Annotated in this window: 9 protein-coding genes; 6 read left to right on the forward strand and 3 right to left on the reverse strand. The window is 63.8% G+C overall.

The features are described from left to right. Positions 1-6 precede the first annotated feature (6 nt). Together HD593_RS40370 and HD593_RS40375 are read left to right on the forward strand one after the other, a co-directional pair. The gene (locus HD593_RS40370; protein WP_185107511.1) at positions 7-927 is read left to right on the forward strand and encodes a DUF2797 domain-containing protein; all 921 of its coding nucleotides are present in this window, start codon (positions 7-9) and stop codon (positions 925-927) included. A gap of 61 nt (positions 928-988) precedes the next feature. Then, complete coding sequence (locus HD593_RS40375; RefSeq protein WP_185107513.1) at positions 989-1,801, forward strand: class I SAM-dependent methyltransferase; 813 nt, start codon at positions 989-991, stop codon at positions 1,799-1,801. A gap of 109 nt (positions 1,802-1,910) precedes the next feature. Here the strand turns inward: HD593_RS40375 and HD593_RS63790 are convergent, their stop codons facing one another. Further along, positions 1,911-2,552: an NUDIX domain-containing protein gene (locus HD593_RS63790; protein WP_281402496.1), complete on the reverse strand. Its 642-nt coding sequence runs from the start codon at positions 2,550-2,552 to the stop codon at positions 1,911-1,913. 47 nt (positions 2,553-2,599) lie between these two features. Here HD593_RS63790 and HD593_RS40385 point away from each other — a divergent pair, with 47 nt between their 5' ends. Then, the gene (locus HD593_RS40385; RefSeq protein WP_185107515.1) at positions 2,600-3,727 is read left to right on the forward strand and encodes a hypothetical protein; all 1,128 of its coding nucleotides are present in this window, start codon (positions 2,600-2,602) and stop codon (positions 3,725-3,727) included. A gap of 182 nt (positions 3,728-3,909) precedes the next feature. On the opposite strand, the gene HD593_RS40390 is transcribed toward HD593_RS40385, so the two are convergent. After that, positions 3,910-5,121, reverse strand: a complete 1,212-nt coding sequence (locus tag HD593_RS40390; protein WP_185107517.1) for an NAD(P)/FAD-dependent oxidoreductase — start codon at positions 5,119-5,121, stop codon at positions 3,910-3,912. 11 nt (positions 5,122-5,132) lie between these two features. Between HD593_RS40390 and HD593_RS40395 the strand changes: the two genes are divergently transcribed. From HD593_RS40395 to HD593_RS40405, 3 genes are all read left to right on the forward strand, one after another. Further along, positions 5,133-9,173 carry a hypothetical protein gene (locus tag HD593_RS40395; RefSeq protein ID WP_185107519.1) on the forward strand — a complete coding sequence of 1,347 codons (4,041 nt, stop codon included), beginning with the start codon at positions 5,133-5,135 and terminating at the stop codon, positions 9,171-9,173. 1,289 nt (positions 9,174-10,462) lie between these two features. Then, positions 10,463-13,819, forward strand: a complete 3,357-nt coding sequence (locus HD593_RS40400) for a type ISP restriction/modification enzyme (RefSeq protein WP_185107521.1) — start codon at positions 10,463-10,465, stop codon at positions 13,817-13,819. 357 nt (positions 13,820-14,176) lie between these two features. Next, positions 14,177-16,621 carry a hypothetical protein gene (locus HD593_RS40405; protein WP_185107523.1) on the forward strand — a complete coding sequence of 815 codons (2,445 nt, stop codon included), beginning with the start codon at positions 14,177-14,179 and terminating at the stop codon, positions 16,619-16,621. Positions 16,622-16,800: 179 nt separating this feature from the next. Here the strand turns inward: HD593_RS40405 and HD593_RS40410 are convergent, their stop codons facing one another. Then, positions 16,801-19,251, reverse strand: coding sequence for a hypothetical protein (locus tag HD593_RS40410; protein WP_185107525.1), 2,451 nt, complete (start codon positions 19,249-19,251; stop codon positions 16,801-16,803). Between the last annotated feature and the right edge of the window lie 170 nt (positions 19,252-19,421).

Genomic DNA, 19,421 nt, shown 5'->3' on the forward strand with positions numbered 1-19,421 from the left:
GGCCGCATGCAGCTCGAACCCGACCGGCGATACCTGTGGCACGGCGTCACCTGGGCCACCGGCAGGCCCACCCTTCTCCTGGCGGACACCACGACCGGCACCCTCGGGCAGATCGAGGTCGTCGGGCGGCACCTGGGGCTGAAGGTGGTCGACTCGGCCCGATTCTGCACCAGCCGCTACGCCTTCACCGACACCGTCCATGTCGTGCCCCTGTCCTGCCCGCAGCAGGCCCTCGCCGAGCGCGGCGGCCAATGCGCCAACTGCCTGGAGCGGGACGACTTCCGTTTCGCCCACCAGATCCACCAGGGCGGTCACACCCCACCAGCCCTCGCCGCTTACATGGCTCAACCCCACTGGCTCTACATCGCCACCTTCGCCAACGCGGTCAGCAAGGTCGGAACGGCGGCGGCCTCCCGTCGCAAGTCCCGGCTGGATGAGCAAGGCCCGATCCGCGCCACCTACCTCGCCCAGGCACCGGACGGGCGCGCTGTTCGTCACCTGGAAGACGCCCTCAGTCGTGAACTCGGCCTCACCCAGGCCATCCGTGCCACGGCAAAACTCGCGGCGCTGGTCTCCTTCGATCCCGGCCACGTCGATGACGCACATGCGAAGGCCGTCGACCAGGCGATCACCACGCTGGCCGCCCTCGGGATAGCTTCCGAACGCGAGGCATGGCTGCCATCGGCCGAGAGCTGTGCCGTGCGTGACCCCCGACGCTCACCAGAACGAGCCCTCTACCCCCATGACCTACGTACCGGCGAGCACGGGTTCAGCATCGAAGCCTGCTCCGGACCGCACGCCCTGGCACGGCTGTCAGCCGGAGACGAGATCCTCTACGTCCTCGACCTCAACGCGCTCAAGGGGCACCGCGTCTTGATCGGCAACTACGCCTCGCCACCGACCACCGTCCAAGAATCGCTCTTCTGACCACGACCGCAGCCCGCAATGCACCCACACCAGCCCATACGACCTATGAGGACGAAAACCGATGCAACGCCCAGATGCCCTCACCGGCTGGGACGACGAACACAACGCGGAACTCTACGACCGCTTCACCCGCGAGCACACCTTCTACACCGACGCCAGCCGAGACCTGGCCGCTCGAGCCGATCTCACCGACAAGCAACTCGTCATCGACCTGTGTGGCGGAACAGGCGCCACCGCAACCGTCCTCCTCGAGAGCCTCCCGCCACACGGTCACGTGATCTCCATCGACAGTGCCCCCGCCATGCAAGCGGTAGGGCGGCGCCACCGCGACACGCCTCGCATCACCTGGATCACCGCCAAGGCTGAAGACCTCGCCAAGCACATCTCCGCGCCAGCTGACGCCGTGATCTGCAACTCAGCAATCTGGAAGACCAACACCACCGCGGTCTTCGCCGCGGTACGACGCGTGCTGCGGCCGGGCGGGCGGTTCGTGTTCAACATCGGCGGCCGATTCGCCGGCCTCACCGACCGAGAACCTCACGCCACGGCCTCCCTCAACGACCTGATCATCGCCATCGCAGTAGCGGACTACGGCTACGTACCGCCCCAGCAGAGGCGCCGGCCGTCTTCCACGGCGGCCATCCTGCGGACGCAACTGAAGGCGGCCGGGTTCGCGACCGTCACCACGGACGTCGTCACGCGCACCGGCACCTTGGAGGAGAAGCGCGCGTGGCTGTCGATCCCGCTCTTCGCCCGACCGCCCGGACAGCTCACCCACACCCAGCGCCTGGAAATCCTGCGAAAAGCCTACGAGCAGGTCGACAAGACGCGGAAGGTCACAACACGCTGGCTCGTCGTCACTGCCCAAGCCTGACAAGGGACTCAGTGCCAGCGGCATCTGTCATGGGACCGTCGCGCTCCTCAAGAGCGCGTCCCTTAACACCCCACTGAGCCTGTGACGGGCGGGAACTGCGGTCCCTTCGCTACGCACCCGTCCGCTCGGACAGTTGGCTCGCGTACCGGCGGATGCGTGGCCGATCTTCAGGGAAGGCGCCCTCCCAGTCCTGGGAGAGAGGAACCCATGCGACAGGTTGATTGCTCTCCTCTGTGACCTGCAGTGACCGGGCCACGATGGCTCCATAGGACAGGCCAAGCGTGACGCTCCAATCTCGGTGGTAGGAGCGCACCGTCACCGCCGCCGGTGCTTCCAGCAGATCAGCGGAAATCCCCGTCTCCTCGAGCAGCTCACGACGGGCGGCATCCCGCGGCCTCTCGCCAGGCTCGACTCGCCCGCCCGGCGGCACCCACCCGCGCCAGCGATGCTTGACCAGCAGCACATGCCGGAACGCTTCGTCGAAGACCCATACCTCGGCCGCGAGAGGGTCCATCGGACCCTTCATCGCCGCCTCCAACCAGGCGCATGCGTTATCGAACTCGGCTTCTGCCCTGTGGGCGTCCATCACGGCTGCCCGCAAGGTGTACTGGTCAGGCCCACGCTGATCCACCCACCCCACGGTACTCGCCACGCCCAACAGCCACAGGCCGGACTCGCTCTGACAGCAGACGGGGCGAAAGATCAGGCGCGCCTCTTGAATCCGGCACTCAACCGGCCGCTGATGCTCCATGCTGAGCGTGTCCCAGCACTGTTCTTGCTCATTCGCGAGGAGCGTTCTTGACCCGGTACGCCGTCGATCACCGCCGCAACGTCCTCATCGCCTCCTGGAACACCGGGTTGGGAGACATCGCGGTGGACGTAGCCGACCTTCCTGCCGGGATCCCCAGCCACGACGCACTGCACCTGGCCAGGACGCTGACGCAGCTCTCTGACGCCTGCTGGCGCTGCTACACCCATCCGGCCAGCGCCGCCGGCAGCCACGAACCCAACTCCGAAGGCGAACGCCGGCAGGAAGAACGCGACGCCTTCACCAGCGTCCTCACCGCGTTGACCAGGCCCAATCTGCCCTCCGACGGCTTCATGATCCAGTCCTACATCCGCGTCGAAGAAGCCGCCCACCAGGTCGGCCGCGTCCTGCACGCCCTCAACGCTGCCGAGCTGACCACCCGCGTCACCATCGATGTGGGCGCCGAACTGGCCGCCATCGAGCAGGCCGAGCTGGGCAACCTGACCGAACGCGCCCGCCAGGCCGTCACCCTCACCCGCGAAGACGCCTCCCCGGTCCAGGTCGCCCAAGCCAGCAGCCTGCTGCACGACAACCCCTTCGGCCCCGAAGCACTCTTCACCGAGATCGACCCGGCCGCAGCCGCCGTCGCCGCCGCACACTGGCTCTACGCGGCCGCCACCATCACCGCCGAGTCCACCGGGCTCCCCGCCACCCAGCTCGTGGTCGAAGCTGACAACATCGAGGCACTTCCCCACGAGACACCCACCCTCGTTCTGGAACTCATTGCCGACGGCGCCACACCGCGCCAGGCCGTAATGCCCCTGATCCGCGACGCCCTGCGGGTCGCCGAAGGCGAGATCCCTGACATCACCGCACTCCAGCAGCACATCGCCGCCGCCGAACAACTGCTCGACAAGCAGCGCAACGACCAGCCCAAACCGAGCCTGGACGCGCTCGGCCTGCGGATCACGCCGCTGGATCCCGCCCGTCCGGCCCTCGACCTTCTGGAGGACCTGCTCAGCGGCATCCGTGGCTGCTGGCTGCTGTACGCCGAAGACGCGACCGAGCTCGACGAAGCTGAAGACCTCGACGAGGAGGACTGGCAGAAGCGCCGCACAGCGACGTTCTTTGCGGAAGTCCGGGAGGAAGCTGCCGCTCATCGCGAGCGCCTCTTGTAGCGCCACGGAGTGCGGGTGCCGCGTTTGCACGTGTGATGGCAGCTTCCATCATTCCGGCATTGCGCGAGGTTGAGCGAGGGCAGAAATCGGTGTCCAAGGCCTGATCCGAGGCCGTCTCCGGATCCTCGAGAGCCCTTCGTATCCGGCCAGCAGCATGTGAACGCGGGCCGCCGCGCGTTGGTTCACTCGGTAAATGGGTGTACCAGACCATTGAGGGTGGGACGCCCCAGTGAGAAGGGTTCAAGCACGTCAGGACTGTGGCGGTCGATGATCGCCTGGGCCAGCGCGTGGCCAAGGAAGGCAGCGAAGGCGAGTCCGTGCCCGTTGCAACCCACCGCGAACCAGGCACCGGGCACATCGGGCAACGCGCCGGTGATGGGTAGCTGATCGGGGGTGCGGGCCATCGCCCCGGCCCAGCGGGTGGTGACAGGGGGCAAGTCGAGCTCGGGGAACAGCCCCGGCAGGACCCGCTCGACGGCCGCCTGGACCTCATCGGTCGGGGTTTGCACGGTAGTCGCGAAGCCCACGTCCAGATCACGGCGACCGCCGATGATGATCTGACCGTCAGCGGTCTGCCGCCAGTATTCGCCGGTCGGGCTCACCGAGCCGCCCGTCGGCACCCGGAACACCGGTGCGGCGGGCGCGTACGCGAGCATCTGAGCGCGCGCCGGAGTGATCAGCCCGGCCGTCTGCGGCACCAGTGCGGGGGTCCAGGCGTTCGCTGCCACGACGGCCGCCGCGCAGCTCAACGGCCCGACGTTGGTCTGGAGTTGGATCCGGCCACTGTGGTGGGCAATGGACCGTACCTGGACGCCGGTCATGATCTGGGCGCCGCGCCGCTGGGCGGCATGTGCCAGAGCGATGACCAGCCGCACCGGATTGATCGACAGTGCGTCCTGCTGGTACAGCGCGCCGCCGACATGCTCAGCGACAGGCGTGCCGATGAATCGGCCGAGTTGCGCCCGCTCCACGACCTCAACGGGGAATCCGTCGGCCGCCAGGAGCTCGGCCTGCTCACGGGTGGCGTTCCATTGCGCCTGCCCGACTGCGAGGCTGAGCTGGCCATCGGCCGACAGTTCGCAGTCGATATCTTCCTTGGCCACGAGCTGGCGTACCAGTGCGACATTGCCGATGGTCAAGCGGTGCAGCTCGCGGGCCAGAGTGCGTCCGAGCATCGCGACGGCCTGTGGGTAAGGCGTGGCCAAGCCCGGCCCCACGAAGCCGGCGTTACGCCCACTTGCGCCTGTACCGGGAACCCCCGCTTCCAGCAGCAGCGGGTCCAGTCCGGCTTCGGCCAGCCGGTACGCGGTACTGACGCCAAGCAGCCCACCCCCGATGACCACCACTTCGGCCTTGCCAGGTAGCCATCCCGACCGCGCCTGCCAGAAGGACACCGACTCGGAAAGTGATGCTGGTGATGACATCATCCCCGCCATTTCGCCGCTCGACGATTCCACAACGCTGCCCCCGGCCACCCTTGGCGGCACCCATTGTCCCGTCCTCTTACTTCGCCGTCATCTCCGACATCGTTCCGTCCAGCTGTGCCGTGGCGCTGGAGTGTGCTGGTTTGCAGGACAATGCTCTTGTGACCGATGAGGGATACGGCCAGGCGCCGCGGTATTGGTGTCCACGTGCAGGCAATCTGTCGCTAGATGACGATGGGTATCTGCTCGACCCCGAGACTTTTCTAGGGCAGCACGTCAACGGCGACCTGGTCACCTCGGAAGAAGTAGTTCGCAACGGTCACTGCGTGGTGTTGCTCGGTGAACCGGGCATGGGCAAGTCGACGGTGACCAAGGGCCTGCTATCGACCGGTGCCGATCTTGTCGGTGGCGCTGTGTTCCGTTACGACCTGGGCGCATATGCCTCAGAAGAGCGTCTAGTTGCGGAGGTTTTTCGCAACGAGGACCTGGAGCGCTGGCGAAACGACCCTCAGCCGTTGTTGCTGATACTGGACTCATATGACGAGTGCCGCATCTCTACTTTGCCTCGCATTGTGGAGGCTGAGATTGCCCGCCTGGCATCCGCTCAGCTCAGAGTGGTACTCGCATGCCGAACGGCAGGCTGGCCCGTTGGCTTGGAGAAGCGTCTAGGACAGGTGTTCGGCCCCCAGGAGGTGGCCGTCTATGAGCTCGCTCCGCTACGGCGCATCGATGTCGCCACCATGGTGCACAGTGAAGGCTTCGATCCGGAACAGACGCTAGTGTCCCTATCGGCTAGCGGCGCTGTCCCGTTGGCCATCAAGCCAGTGACGCTGCAACTGCTGCTGGCGGACATGAGCCGCGGCTCCAACGGAGGGTTGACACCGGGTCGCGGACAGTTGGAGCTGTATGAGCGCGGACTCACCGCGCTGTGCGACGAGTGGGATGAGCTACGTCGAGACGCGGATCAGACGAAGGTTACGCCGGAAGAGCTGATGAAGGCGGCCGGACGTCTGGCTGTCGTGATGACCTTGAGCGCTGCCGAAGCAGTATGGACTGGACCGGCGGTTCAGCGGCCGTCACAGGACATCGATCTTTCGATGGCAGGCCTTGCCGGGCAAGAAGGCACCGGTCGTGAGGTCTGGTCAATGCTGGGCAACACGGGGCTGTTCTCATCGCGAGGCCCGTACCGGTTCGGGTTCGCTCACCAGACCTACATGGAGTTTCTAGCAGCCCGCTACCTTGCCGATCTGCCGCACGACCGCGTGCGCCGGCTCATCGCTGATGGCGATGGCAATCCTGTAGAGGCCCTTCGCAGCACTATTAGTTGGCTCATCGCCCTGAAGCCGCAGTTGTACGGCGACTACGCGCGTCGCGACCCAGTCGGCTTCACGATGACCGCAGTGGAGATCCCCGACGACCGGGTACGGCGTGAGATTGTTGCGGGGCTCTTTGCCAACGCCCGTGATTACGACCTGCCGCCGAATCTGCGTCAGGACTGTCACCATCTGATGCACCCGGGCTTGACCCAGCAGATCGGGCCCGTACTGAGAGACAAAGGCGACAGTGTCACCGCGCGTTATGTGGCGCTCTGGCTCGCCCGAACTGCTGACGATCCAACCTTGGCTCAGGATCTCGCACAAATCGGTGGGGATAGCGCTGAGCCTCTAGAACTGCGGATCGCCGCCATCTCGACGTTGGGGGCCACTAGCGACCCAGCGGCACGTGCTGCACTCAAGCCGTTGATCCAAACCGACAGCCCTGGAACCGACGAGATCAAAGGGAGTGTGCTCTCTGCACTGTACCCCCGCGACCTCAGCATGAGCGATGTGCTCCCTGCGCTGACACCACCCCAGCGCCCGGAGAGTTTGGGCGCCTACCAGTACTTTCTGAGCGTCGTTCTGCCTCGGTCTCTGACCGAGGAGCAGCTTCCCGACGCGCTGAACTGGGTCACACAACAGCTCGATCAGGAGTGGCCCGGAGATTGGCTTGATGATCTCTGGGACGCCGTTGTCCGTTTGGCCTGGCACAATGCCTCTCGGCCAGCCGTGTGCCAGGCACTAGCGGCCCTGATTTTGCATGGCCTTCCGGAGCATCGGTTGCTGCGGCAAGGACACAGCAGCCAACCGCCTCTTCCCGTGCTGGCCGCCGGAGTTCGTCAGGCTCTGGCCAGCGAGGTCATCTCTTCGCTTCAATCGCGAGTCGACAGTATTGGCCTGGTTGCTCTGCCAACGCCCGTCCTCATCGCCGATGACTTCGCCTGGCTCACGCAGCGTTGTAGCGAGCTCGACGAATCTCTCGAGCGCGACAGCCTTCTCACCCTTGCCCGCTACCTCTACGACCCCTCCCGCGCCGACCACCGAGAGATCATCTTCGATATCCCTGCAAGTAGCCGCCTCTATGGCGAGCTTGCCCGTCAGTGGATCGAGCCGATGGGTTTGGACCAAGAGGACGTCCAGGAGTTGCGAAAGCACTGGCGCAAGCCCGATCGCGTCAAGCGACTGAGCGTGGAAGAGCTTCGTAATCGGCTGAGTCCACTCGCGGCAGCAGCCTCAGCCGGCGACCACGATGCCTGGTGGCAGTTGCACCTGTGGCTATCCGTGACTCCCGACACGTCCCATTTCGGTGACGAGCGTCACGATGATCTCACTACGCTTCCCGGGTGGACCCTACTCGATCCCGCACAGCGGCAGAGCCTCCTCATTGCTGCCCAGCACTACCTGCGCGAAGCTCAGATCGATGTTGAGCAGTCTCTGAGCACAAACACGGTCCAGCGACCGGTGTGGGCTGGATACCGTGCATTGGCTCTACTGTCTCGTCTCGATCCGGCCGCTATAGACGATCTCCCAGCAGACGTCTGGCGACGATGGGCCGGCATCACCCTCGACTACCCGCTGTCTTCAGGCAACGACGAAAGTGCAGCGGTGAGAGAAGCGTTGGTCAAACGGGCATACGCACTTGCCCCTGACGAGGTGATCAAGGCCACCGACATCCTCATCGACCAAGCCGCCCAACATGACCACTCGCTGTTCGCGGCCCGCCTTCTCGCTCCCATCATCGATACGCGCCTCTCAGAATTTCTCGCCTCTACCTTGGCCAGTCGCACACTGCCGGAATCGACGGCAGCATCGGTGTTGGAAATCCTGCTTGAGAGTAGGACGCCCCAAGCGATCTCAGTTGCACTTGCCGCACTGGAACCCGAGCCTCGTCGAACGCAGCCCGCCCGAGCCCTCGCTGCAGCGCGGCAGGCGCTTCACCACGCCGCCACAGAGGTGTGGCCAGTGATATGGAACATCCTTAGCGAGGATCCAAGTTGGGGTGCCCAACTTTTCCTGAGTTTGCCCCAGGCAGGCGCGACCCTCTTCCCGCGCCTCAGCGAGGAAGATCTTGCCGACCTCTACACATGGTCGGTGCAGCAATTCTCACCCGACGACGACCCCCCGGAGGATGCCGAACCTCGCATCACCCCCCGGCGGGAACTGGCGATTGCTCGTAATCGCATACCATCCCTGCTAACCGAACGCGGAACACCAGCAGCCGTCGCAGCACTAGAAAGAATCATCGAGGCACGGCCAGACGTGCCCTGGCTGCGTAGTCACGTTCATCAGGCCACTCGGCTGCTTCGCCTGAACAGCACGCGGCGACTTGAGCTTGCGCAGATCATCGCCCTTCTCGACGATGAGCAACGGCGGGTCGTCCATGATGAGAGAGACCTCGTCTCAGTGGTGACCGAATCTCTCGGCAGGCTACAGCGCCTCTTGCAAGGACACCCCACACCGCAGGCATTCGCCCTGTGGGATGAAGAGATGCGCCAACCGAAAAACGAAGACCGGTTGAGCGACTACGCTGCCGACTTCCTGCGTCGGGACCTCACACAGCGCGGTGTCATCGTCAACCGGGAAGTCGAAATCCAACGAAAGACCGGCTCCCGGATGGGCGAGCGCACTGACCTCTATGTTCAAGCGATCTCAACCAGCAACGCACGAGATATCATCACACTAATTATCGAAACTAAGGGCTGCTGACACAGCGAAGTAACCACAGCAATGCAGACGCAGCTCGTTGAGCGCTACCTCAAACCCGCAGACCTCCGGCAGGGAATCTATTTGGTCTTCTGGTTCAGCCACGAAAACTGGAACAACAAAGATTCGCGTTATACCAGAGGAAAGCGATACGCCTACGACAAGCTCGTTACAGAGCTAAGTCAGCAGGCGATTAGGCTCCGCGATAGCAATGACATCTGCGTAACTCCGATAGTGGTCGACGGAACTCTAGCGATGCTGCCTGCGAGGGAGGACAGTCAGTAGCGATGCGTGCTGATGCGATTGCCGCTGTGCGGCCGTCGATCCCGGCGAGCCCATCCCCAATCTCGAGCGATTCAGTCCCTACAATCCGCTGCTCCAACAGCTGAGCGCAATCACTTTCGGCAGCCATTCGCTGGGCGGCTCCGAGCCTTCGACCCAACGCTTCGATGTCTCACGGACGGAGCCACGGACGAGAAATCATGATCTCGTTGGAGTCGATGCGCGGTGGGGGTATCGCTCCGGGCGCGCAGAACCTTGCAGGGCAGTGCCATCGGCAGTCGGCGAGGAAGGCTCGGCCAGTCAGGGAGCGAACCTCACCCTTGTGCTGACACTGAACTGCCGTTCGAGAACGGTGATCCGCTGGCGGAGGGCAAGGGTTTGGCGTTCTCGACTCGATCGCCCATCGGTACCAGCCGCAACGCCGCGGAGCATTCGCGGACGGCGCGATATGCCAGACTGAACCGCAAATGATCATCATGCTGCACTCTGAGTGGACTGAAGGTCGCCTACGTCAGGTGAGCCCCAACAACACTACAATCTGGACGGATGACGTCATCGGCAGGTGAGGTGCCAGCACACTGGTGATTCTCGAAAAGGTGATCAGTGTGCTCTGGACAGTAGCCGAAGGACGCCCCTTCCTCGCTCGGCTCGCCGCAGTACTCGATTCGCCCGCGCCCACTCGCAATGACCCAGCAGCATTTTCCTTGGTCGAAGAGAGCCTTCTCATCCTCTGTCCATCGCTCGGGATGGGTGTACGGCGTGATGACGTGACTGAGACTGTCCATAGATCCACCTTGTTCGCGGCGGAGCCCCGAAGATCCGCCTGACAGTCGAACAGGATACCGAATAAAGCCGTGCGGCTAGTCGTATTGGGCGAAGTGGAACGAAGGACTGCCGCCGGGTTACGGCAGCCTTCAAGATCGCATGCAGCAGAGACCAGCCTTTTAGGGCCGCCGTTTTCCGTGAATAGGGGCTGGAACGCGTGAAACCGTCATGCCCAATCACGCGATATGCAAGAGACCGGTCTAGCGCAACAATTTCACATCGAACGGGTGTACATGGCCGCGACTAATCCCCCTAAGCCGCTGCTGGACAAGGCCGCTGAAGCGGTGGCCCGATTCGGCAAATCCGCCGCCATCAAGTTGAACGGCGGCGGGCAGCCCGAGGATCAACTCCGTGCGCCGCTAGAACAGCTATTCGAGGACATAGCCGCAGTTCTCGGTGTCGATGTGGCCATGATCGGTGAGATGTCTCTCGCCACACTCGGCGTACGCCCGGACTATGCCGTGGACGTGGCCGGTGCCCGGGTGGGCTATGTCGAGCTCAAGGCTCCTGGGCGCGGCGTGCCGACGACCTGGACCCCGAACAAACACGAGAAGACGCAATGGGAGAAGCTGCGTCTGCTGCCGAACGTCCTCTATACCGACGGCGCTCTTTGGGCGCTCTATCGCGATGGCGAGCTGGTCGGGCAGGTGGCCCGGTTGAACGGTGACGTACGTACGGCAGGCAGCAAGCTCGCTCCCTTCGACGGGGAGTTCGCCCGCGTCGTTTCCGATTTCCTTCTGTGGAAGCCGAACCCCCCTCGCAACATCCGCCAGCTCGTTCGCGCTGTGGCCGGGCTGTGCAAGCTATTGCGCACGGAAGTGCTCGAAACCATCGGCCGTGAGCTGCGGGGCGAAGAGAAGCAAAAGATCTTCACCGAGCTCACCATGGACTGGCGCAAACTGCTGTTCCCCGGCCTCACCCATGAGGAATTCGCCGACGCGTACGCGCAAACGGTGACATTCGCCATGTTGCTGGCGCGGGTGGACGGCATCGCCTTCGAGGGCCGCAGCCTCGGCCAGATCGCCGCACACCTCGGCAAGAACCACTCGCTCATGGGTAAGGCGCTAGCCGTACTGACCCATGACGCGGTGGAGGGCCGCAGCGTCGTCGCCGAGACGCTCAAGCGGGTCATCGGAGCGGTGGACTGGGATCGGATCAGCGACGGCTCGGCGGACTCCTACCTGCACCTGTATGAGCACTTTCTTGAGGCCTACGACTCCGACCTCCGTAAGGAAAGCGGCTCGTACTACACACCGAACGAGGTCGTCTCGTTCATGGTCCGTTTCGTCGATGACATCCTGCGCAACCGGTTCAGGCGGGAAGGCGGCTTCGCAGCAGACGACGTCGTGGCCGTGGACCCGGCGATGGGCACGGGAACTTACCTGCTCAACATCGTCAACAGCGTGGCCCGGACTGTGGAGAAGGAGGAAGGCAAAGGCGCGGTTCCCGCCCAGCTGAAGAAGCTCTTCGGACGCCTGATCGGACTAGAGCGACAGGCTGGACCCTATGCCGTCGCCGAACTCCGGCTGAATCAGGCTCTCAAGACGGAGCATGGAGCCGAGGTCGCCGAGAAGGACCAGAAGCTCTACGTCGCCGACACTCTCGACAGCCCCTTCGACGATACACACCTTGATCTGGGCTCGATGTACGAGCCGATCGTGCGGTCTCGCCGCGAAGCCAACCGCGTCAAGCGTGAGACACGGGTCCAAGTCGTCATAGGCAATCCGCCGTACCGGGAACGCGCCAAAGGGCTGGGCGGCTGGATCGAGCAGGGCGCGGAAAACTCCGGGGTCAGCACGCCGCTGCTCGACTTCAAGGCCGCCGGGCTCGGCAGATACGAGTACGTGCTGTCCAACATGTATGTCTACTTCTGGCGGTGGGCGACGTGGAAGGTCTTCGATGCCCACCCGGACCAACCCGCCGGCATCGTGGCCTTCATCACGACCTCGGGCTACACAACTGGCCCCGGCTTTGCTGGAATGCGCGAGTACCTCCGCCGGACAGCCGATGAGGGATGGATCATCGACCTCTCGCCGGAGGGACACCAACCCGACGTGTCGACTCGTGTCTTCCCCGGCGTTCAGCAGCCGCTCTGCATCGGAATCTTCGCCCGGTACGGCATGGGCAACCGTGAGACACCCGCGCTGATCCATCACATCAGCCTGGCGGGGCATCGCTCCGAGAAGTTCGCTCGCCTGGCGAAACTGGCTATCGACGGACCAGGATGGGCCGACTGCGCAACCGGTTGGCCGGATCGACTCCAGCCCGCCGAAGGAAAGGACTGGCGTAGCTACCCGGCGCTCGGAGACCTGATGCCCTGGCAAGCTCCCGGCATCAAACCCAACCGCACGTGGGTGTACGACCCGAGCCCTGACACCCTACGACTCCGCTGGGAACGCCTGATTAAGGCGCCGGCTGGCGACAAAGCCATCCTGTTCAAGGAGAGCGATTCCCGCAAGGTAGACAGCGTGATACAGCCGATCACCGGCCTTGCTCCGCACGCCGGAACGATCCAGGATGAGACTAGCCCCTGCCCCAACCCGGTCCGCGTCAGCTACCGATCCTTCGATCGGCAATGGGTAATACCAGATAATCGCGTTCATCACCGCCCCAGCCCTGATCTATGGCGTGTGGCGAGCGATTCCCAGATCTACACCGTTGAACAACATGCCCAGCCACTCGGCAACGGACCTGGTCTCGTCTTCGCTTCCCATGTCCCGGACATGGACCACTTTAAGGGAAGCGCGGGCGGGCGTGTACTTCCGCTCTACCGTGATCGCGCTGCCGGTTCGCCCAACCTCGCTCCAGGTCTGACACGCCTGCTCTCTGACCGCCTCGGCCTACCGCTCACGGCGCCCGACGTGCTGGCATACGTCGCGGCGGTAACCGCCCACAGCGGCTACACAACTCGCTTCGCCCAGGAACTCCGAACCCCGGGCGTACGGGTGCCGCTCACAGCCGACGCAGAGCTGTGGACCCGAGCGGTACATCTAGGGAGACGCATCATCTGGCTGCACACCTACGGCGAGCACTTCGCAGACTGGGCCGAGGGCCGACCCGCAGGACCCCCAAGACCAGATCCAGCCCACCGTGCAAAGTCACAAGTCGCCATCCCCGGAACGACTGAAGAGATGCCCGATGGCATCTTCTATGATCCCGAAACCGCGACCCTGCACGTCGGCGCCGGGCGCATCTCGCCTGTCCGCCCTGAAGTGTGGGCATACGAGGTATCCGGGATGAAGATCGTCAAGAAGTGGTTCGGCTACCGCAAGAAGAACCCAGCAGGCCGGAAGTCCTCGCCCCTCGACAACATCCACAGCGAAGAGTGGCCCGCTGAGTTCACCACAGAGCTACTGCAACTTCTCCACGTACTCACGCTGTGCGTGGAGCTGGAACCCGACCAGACCGACCTACTGGAGAAGATCTGCAACAGCCCACTCATTTCCGTTGGCGACCTGGAAAAAGCGAGCGTCTTGCCAGTTCCCGCCAGCGCTCGCAAAGCCCCGGCCCCCGAGTCCCCCGAAGCTCCGACCTTGTTGTGATCGCGTCCACCCGAACTTGCTTGTCCTCGCAACCGCCTAAGCTGATCGCGTGACTCAGGAAGACGCTGCTGTCCCCTCATGCGGGGCAGTTCTCGGTGGCCGCCGATAGCCCGAGCCGGAGGTATCCATACCAGGCGCAGGACGAGGATGCGGATTGAGCCGGTCGTGGGTGGACGCTCACGTCGCTTCGCCTGACAGGTACGTCTCAGGTGTCCAGCCCTCGGGTGGTACGCCCTCGCCAAGGATCGACTTCGCTGCGACGCAACGCTGGTCTGAACTCACACAACGACGATGTCCGATGTGCTGACCACCGCGATGATGCGGACGAGATGTCGGACCCACAGGTAAATTGCTCGCGTGGCAAAGAAATCTCGACGGCAGCGGGCCGCTCGACACGATCAGCAGAGTTGGCAGCTGGCCGATGTCGATGCGGCCGCTCAAGTGGAGGTGTTTCAGCGTCGAGTGCTCCGGTCCGCCGAAGCACTGACGACCCTCATGAACGAGGCCGAGTCGTGGGATGAGGTGGCTGCTCGGACAGCGGCGATGATGAACACGGTCGTCGCCGAGTTGGTTGAGCGGACGAGTTCCTGGCATGCGTTCGACGTCCTGGCGTGGCTGCAGCGTGCGAACATGGCGTACGCCGAGGAGTACCAGGAGAGCACGCATGAAGGCTTGTCGGCGTTGGTGGAGCTCGCGGCGCTCCTTATGATGGAACGGCCGTCGGCCGACGCGATGAGCGGCGACTCGCGGCCCCGCGAACCCGAACCCGAATCCGAACCCGAATCCGAATCCGACGGCATGGTGGATCCCGGCGCGGTTGCCCAGCTCTGCCATGATTTGGACGCAGGCCTTCGTCACCTTGTCGACGGGGGGCATCTGCTGAACTTGACGCGGCACGCCGACGGCGGGCCTGACTGGCAGTTGCGCTTTCACATGGTGGAACGGGAGATGTTGCTGCGCAACCTGGGCTACCCGCACATGCAGGAGCGCCTGCTGCGAGGGCTGTTCGGCGAACCGCCGGTGTCGGACCTGCTCGTCACGACCCTCGGCTTCACCATCGAACAGGCGCTCAAGGTCATCGACGGTCTCCATCGGGTGATCGAGAATGCTTACTGGGACAGCGTGGACGCCGCCCGGGAGCATGTCCTGGCCGCCCCCCGAGCTGCTGACGCTGTCGCTACCGGCTCGGCGGCCACACGCCGTCGCCAGCACGGTCGCAAGGCGGTGGACCGTGAGCTGCTGGACAGGTCCCGCGCGTCTGTCGCAGCGATCGCGGCGATCGTGTCGGATCGGTTGGGGCGCCGGATCGCCATTACCGCCGAGCAACTCGCCGCCATGCTCGACGAAGGTTGTTCCGCGATCGAGGCGGTGCTTCAGCTGTTTTCGCAGCCATTCGGTACCAGGCCGGCTGTCGATCTGGTCGAGGACTACTTCCGCGGCCGTAACCCGCTGCGGACCAGGGCCGTGCTTCACGACTCCGCGATCGGCTACTTCCCGGTCAACGTTGGGAACCTGCTGTTCGGTCTGCGGGAACTCATTGAGGACGCCTTCAAGCAGCACAACGTCTTCGACCTCTATGCCAAACACCGCGGTGACTGGGTCGAAGAGGGGGCGGTGGCCGCCTTGCAGGAGCGACTCGCCCCTGAAGAGGTGCACCGCAACATCGAGTTCGTACTCGCGGACGGACGCGCTGTGGAAAGCGATGCGCTCCTGGTGTGCGACCGGGTCGCGCTCGCTATAGAGGCCAAGGCCGTCAGCCTTACCCCGCGAGCGCGCTCAGGTGATCCAGCGCGAATGAGCCGTGACCTCACCCGCATCGTCGCTGACACCGTCCAACAGGCTGACCGGCTGCGCACCACGCTGGCCCGTGACGGCCGACTGCGCGTCCGCGATCGAAACCAGGCCGAATTCGACTTCGCCCACGTGCGACGGGTCTTCCCCATCGCCGTCACCCTGGAAGACGTCACCAGCGTCACTGGCAGCGCATCCGCGTTCGTTGACGCCGGCATCCTGCCGTCACGACGCGAATTGCCGTGGATCGTGAGCCTGTTCGACCTCTGGGTCATCTGCGAGATCGCGGAGGGGCCGGCGCAGCTGCTGCACTACCTGCAACAGCACGAGCAGGCGATCAACCTCAATATGATCACCGCATCCGAGGAACTCGACCTGTTCATGATGTTCCTCGACCAGGGCCTGTACTTGGGTGATCACGTCGACCAAGACGGCAACCCCACCACCGAGCTCTTCACGCTTTCCATGACCGACCCCTTGGATGCCTACTACCTGCACCAAACAGGCCAGCGCCGGACGCCGGCACCGAAACCGCGGCAGGAATGGTCACCAAAAGCGTTCCGTGAGCTGACCACCCAACTCGAGTGTGAACGCCCCGACGGATGGACCACCGCTGCTCTCAACCTGCACCAGGGCGACCGCAACGTCCGGAATGAGGTTGCCACGATGGTCCGCAGATTGGCCCGCCGCACCCGACTTGATGGACGCCCGCACGACGAGACCCGCCTGTTCGCTGACTCGCACTCCTCGTTTGGCGTTACCGGTATGTCCGTCGGAAAGGGATACACAGTTGATCGACTCCGCGAGAGACTGCTCACCTGGTGCCGTGCCCGCAAACACCTGGAGCGCACCGCTTCCTGGACTGGCATCGGGGTTATAGCCAATAGGCCGGGTAAGGTTGCTGTCCTTGTGCAACTTGACGAGCCGTGGACCGACGACCCCGAGCTCGACCAACTCGTCGCGACGTTGCAGATGCGGCCCGCTGCCGAAGTTGCGACTACCCGTCGGTAAACGAGGCCACCCTGCGGTGCCGAAAATTCCCCACCGACATAGGCACCAGCTTGGTATGCGGTAGACAAGCTTGTATCTGTCGCGAGCGCGGGAAAGGTTGACACATTGCAGTAACAAGCTTCCGAGTTCAGCTCCTAGCAGACGATGCGCCCTTTCGGTGACCCCCTCGGGCTTTCAAATTATCGCCATGGTGAAGTCTGCCCAGTTTCAATATCGACACAGAGATCGACAATCCTATCCGTCCCCAGTCCACAGACGAGGCGTATACACGGGGCGGGGATGGCCCATGGGCGAGTCCTGACCTGCTTACAGAGAGCGTTGATGCTGGCCTCCTGCCACTGGGAGTCAGCGGTAGCAAGGATTATCTGGTCGGCGTGAAGCTGCTCGGCGAGCAGGGCTCGTTTCGCAGCCGCCTGCGCGAGCTTCGCTTTTCCTAGCGACCCAGGTCGTTTCGCTTCTGCGGTGATCAGTTGCCCATCGCTGAGCGCGATCAGATCTGCCTCTGCGAGCGGATTGCCGGCGGCGTCTTTGAGTTCAAGCTCGGCGACATCGACGTAACGGCGCGCCTTGGTGCGCAAATAATGCGACAGGAGAAGAGGGATGTCACCGTCTTGGCTGAGATGCTCACGGACGGTCGGGTGCAGATCGTAGTACCACTGCGGCTCAGTGTCCGGCTTCCGCCAACGAGGTTGGGACAGGTCGTTCAGTGCCGAACATCGAGGACACCGGTTGACCTGGGCAAGGTTGTCGATCGTGGTGAAGGCCGGCTTGCCGCACTGCGCGCAACCGAGGATGAGCCCTCGCCGGAGAACGCCTCGCGCCAACAGGTCATCTACCTGACGGCGGAAATCGGTTTCCTTCCCGGCTTCTGCCTTGCCGTACTTGAGGATGCCAGCAAAGGTCAAGTATCCCTCCCAGAGGTGCTCACCTGCGCCAGTAGGGAGGACGGAGCCATCGGTCTCCTCGAATTCCGACTCGGACTTCTTACCCGTAGGTCGAAACGTTCGCAGGACCGACAGCATTGGTCCGGCGAAGTGTGCGGCCAGGGCGGCACGGTCTCCCCAAAGGCGTCGCATGACCTCCACCCGCCGGCCGGCCCCGGAAAATTCCATCCGCTTGCCGTCTTGTCTGGCCATGAGGTCGGCCCATGTGGCCAGACTCGGGACCCTGAAACGGGGACGGGCCAGGCGGGACATTGGCGGCGTACCTGCGGCGATGAAATCGTAACGCTCTGACTCGTAGACGATGCCGTCACGCCCGCTGCGGACCCAGGTCACGTAGGGATCTGCGCCTTCGGCCAGTACGGCAGCATGACCGTCGAGTCCTCGGCCGTGAGGCATGATCGCCTCGATCAGTTCGATGTCCGCCTGCCATCGCAGCGCCGTGGACGCCGCAAGAACCGGATGATTGATGGCTGGGGGCGGACAGGGCACGACCATCTCGATGTCACCGGCGTCGCTGCGGGTGATGGGGATGGCGTAGTCCTGATTGTACTGGTCGGCTACTGCCAGGAATTGGACTCCCTCCACAGGCCAGTCAACGGAACTGCGCGTAAGTCGCTCCTCGTATTGCCGGACCATGCTCTCCTCGTCTCCGGGAGTCCACAGGATTGGCTGCCGAAGATCCGTCACGATCGAGTCCAGCGTGGACTCGTCCACCGAGGTGGTGGTGACGGTGACGGTGTCACCTTTCAGGACGTGGTCAGAGATGGCCGTTCGGACGGCGAAATCTATGCCCCTCTCCCCCGTGCCGTTCAACGTCAGCCACACGGTGGGCAACCAGAGCCCACCTCCGTAGAGGCGCTCGTATACGTAGGCGAGAGCGAAATCCTCCGCCGCGTCGCCGATTGACACCACGATGCGACGCCGTGATCTTATCCCTCGGCCAATCACCGTGAGGCCTAACTTGGTCCTCTCGAACGCGGTAGCCAGAGACCCGGGGTCGACGTTGGACACTGCAGCGGGATGCCACACGATGTCAGGAGGCGGCGTGCCAAGGCCTCCAGCAGGATCCACCAGCCAGGAACCCAGACGCCGGGACTCGGGCTCATCCAGACGGGGCTCGCCGCCAAGCTGCGGTTCCTCAACCGCCCCACACCGAGCGGCGACTGCAACACCGAACACGCCATCCCATTCCGGCGGAGCGCTGAGGCAGGCGTCCGTAAGGTTGCCGGAGATGTCCGCAGCCTTCGTGAGATGGGCGGTGTCGCCGTAAGCGGCCAGCCAGGTGACGTGTTCGTCCCACCCAGTCTCGTCACTGATATGACGGCGGCGGTGCGATGAGCAGACCTCGGCCACCCGCTTTCGCGCCTGCTCGTCTGCTCCCCACGGGATCGGCCTGTCTCCGGCTCGCTCGATGAGTTGATCGCGAGCTGTACCCTCCGACGGCTTTCCTTCAGAGTCCAGAAGATTGAGTGCGCCAGGCATCGCCTGTTCAATCGAGCGGATGGTCCGCTGCAGGGTGACAACGTAGTCGGGATCGTACGCGCGTGCCGCTGCGAGCAGGGTCGGATGGACCGTGCCGTTATTGTGCGGGATGAGAATGAACCCTGCGCCGCCCCAGAATTTCGTACACGCATAGAGGGCGAGCCGCGCCCAGAAGTGCCAGCGCTCCCCACCGTCGAAGACCACCGCGACCCGCGGCGGCCGCAAGCACATCCGAAGAGTCGCATATCCCGAACTATCCGCCAACGATCCCCCTGATGAAAGGCAGTTATCGGTCATGGCGCAGGCTGTGCCAGCTTCATATCACGCTTTCGGGGCAACCGGCGTCGGTCACCCTTCCGCGTCAGAGTTCATGG

This window comes from Nonomuraea rubra, from assembly GCF_014207985.1.
GTDB lineage: Bacteria > Actinomycetota > Actinomycetes > Streptosporangiales > Streptosporangiaceae > Nonomuraea > Nonomuraea rubra.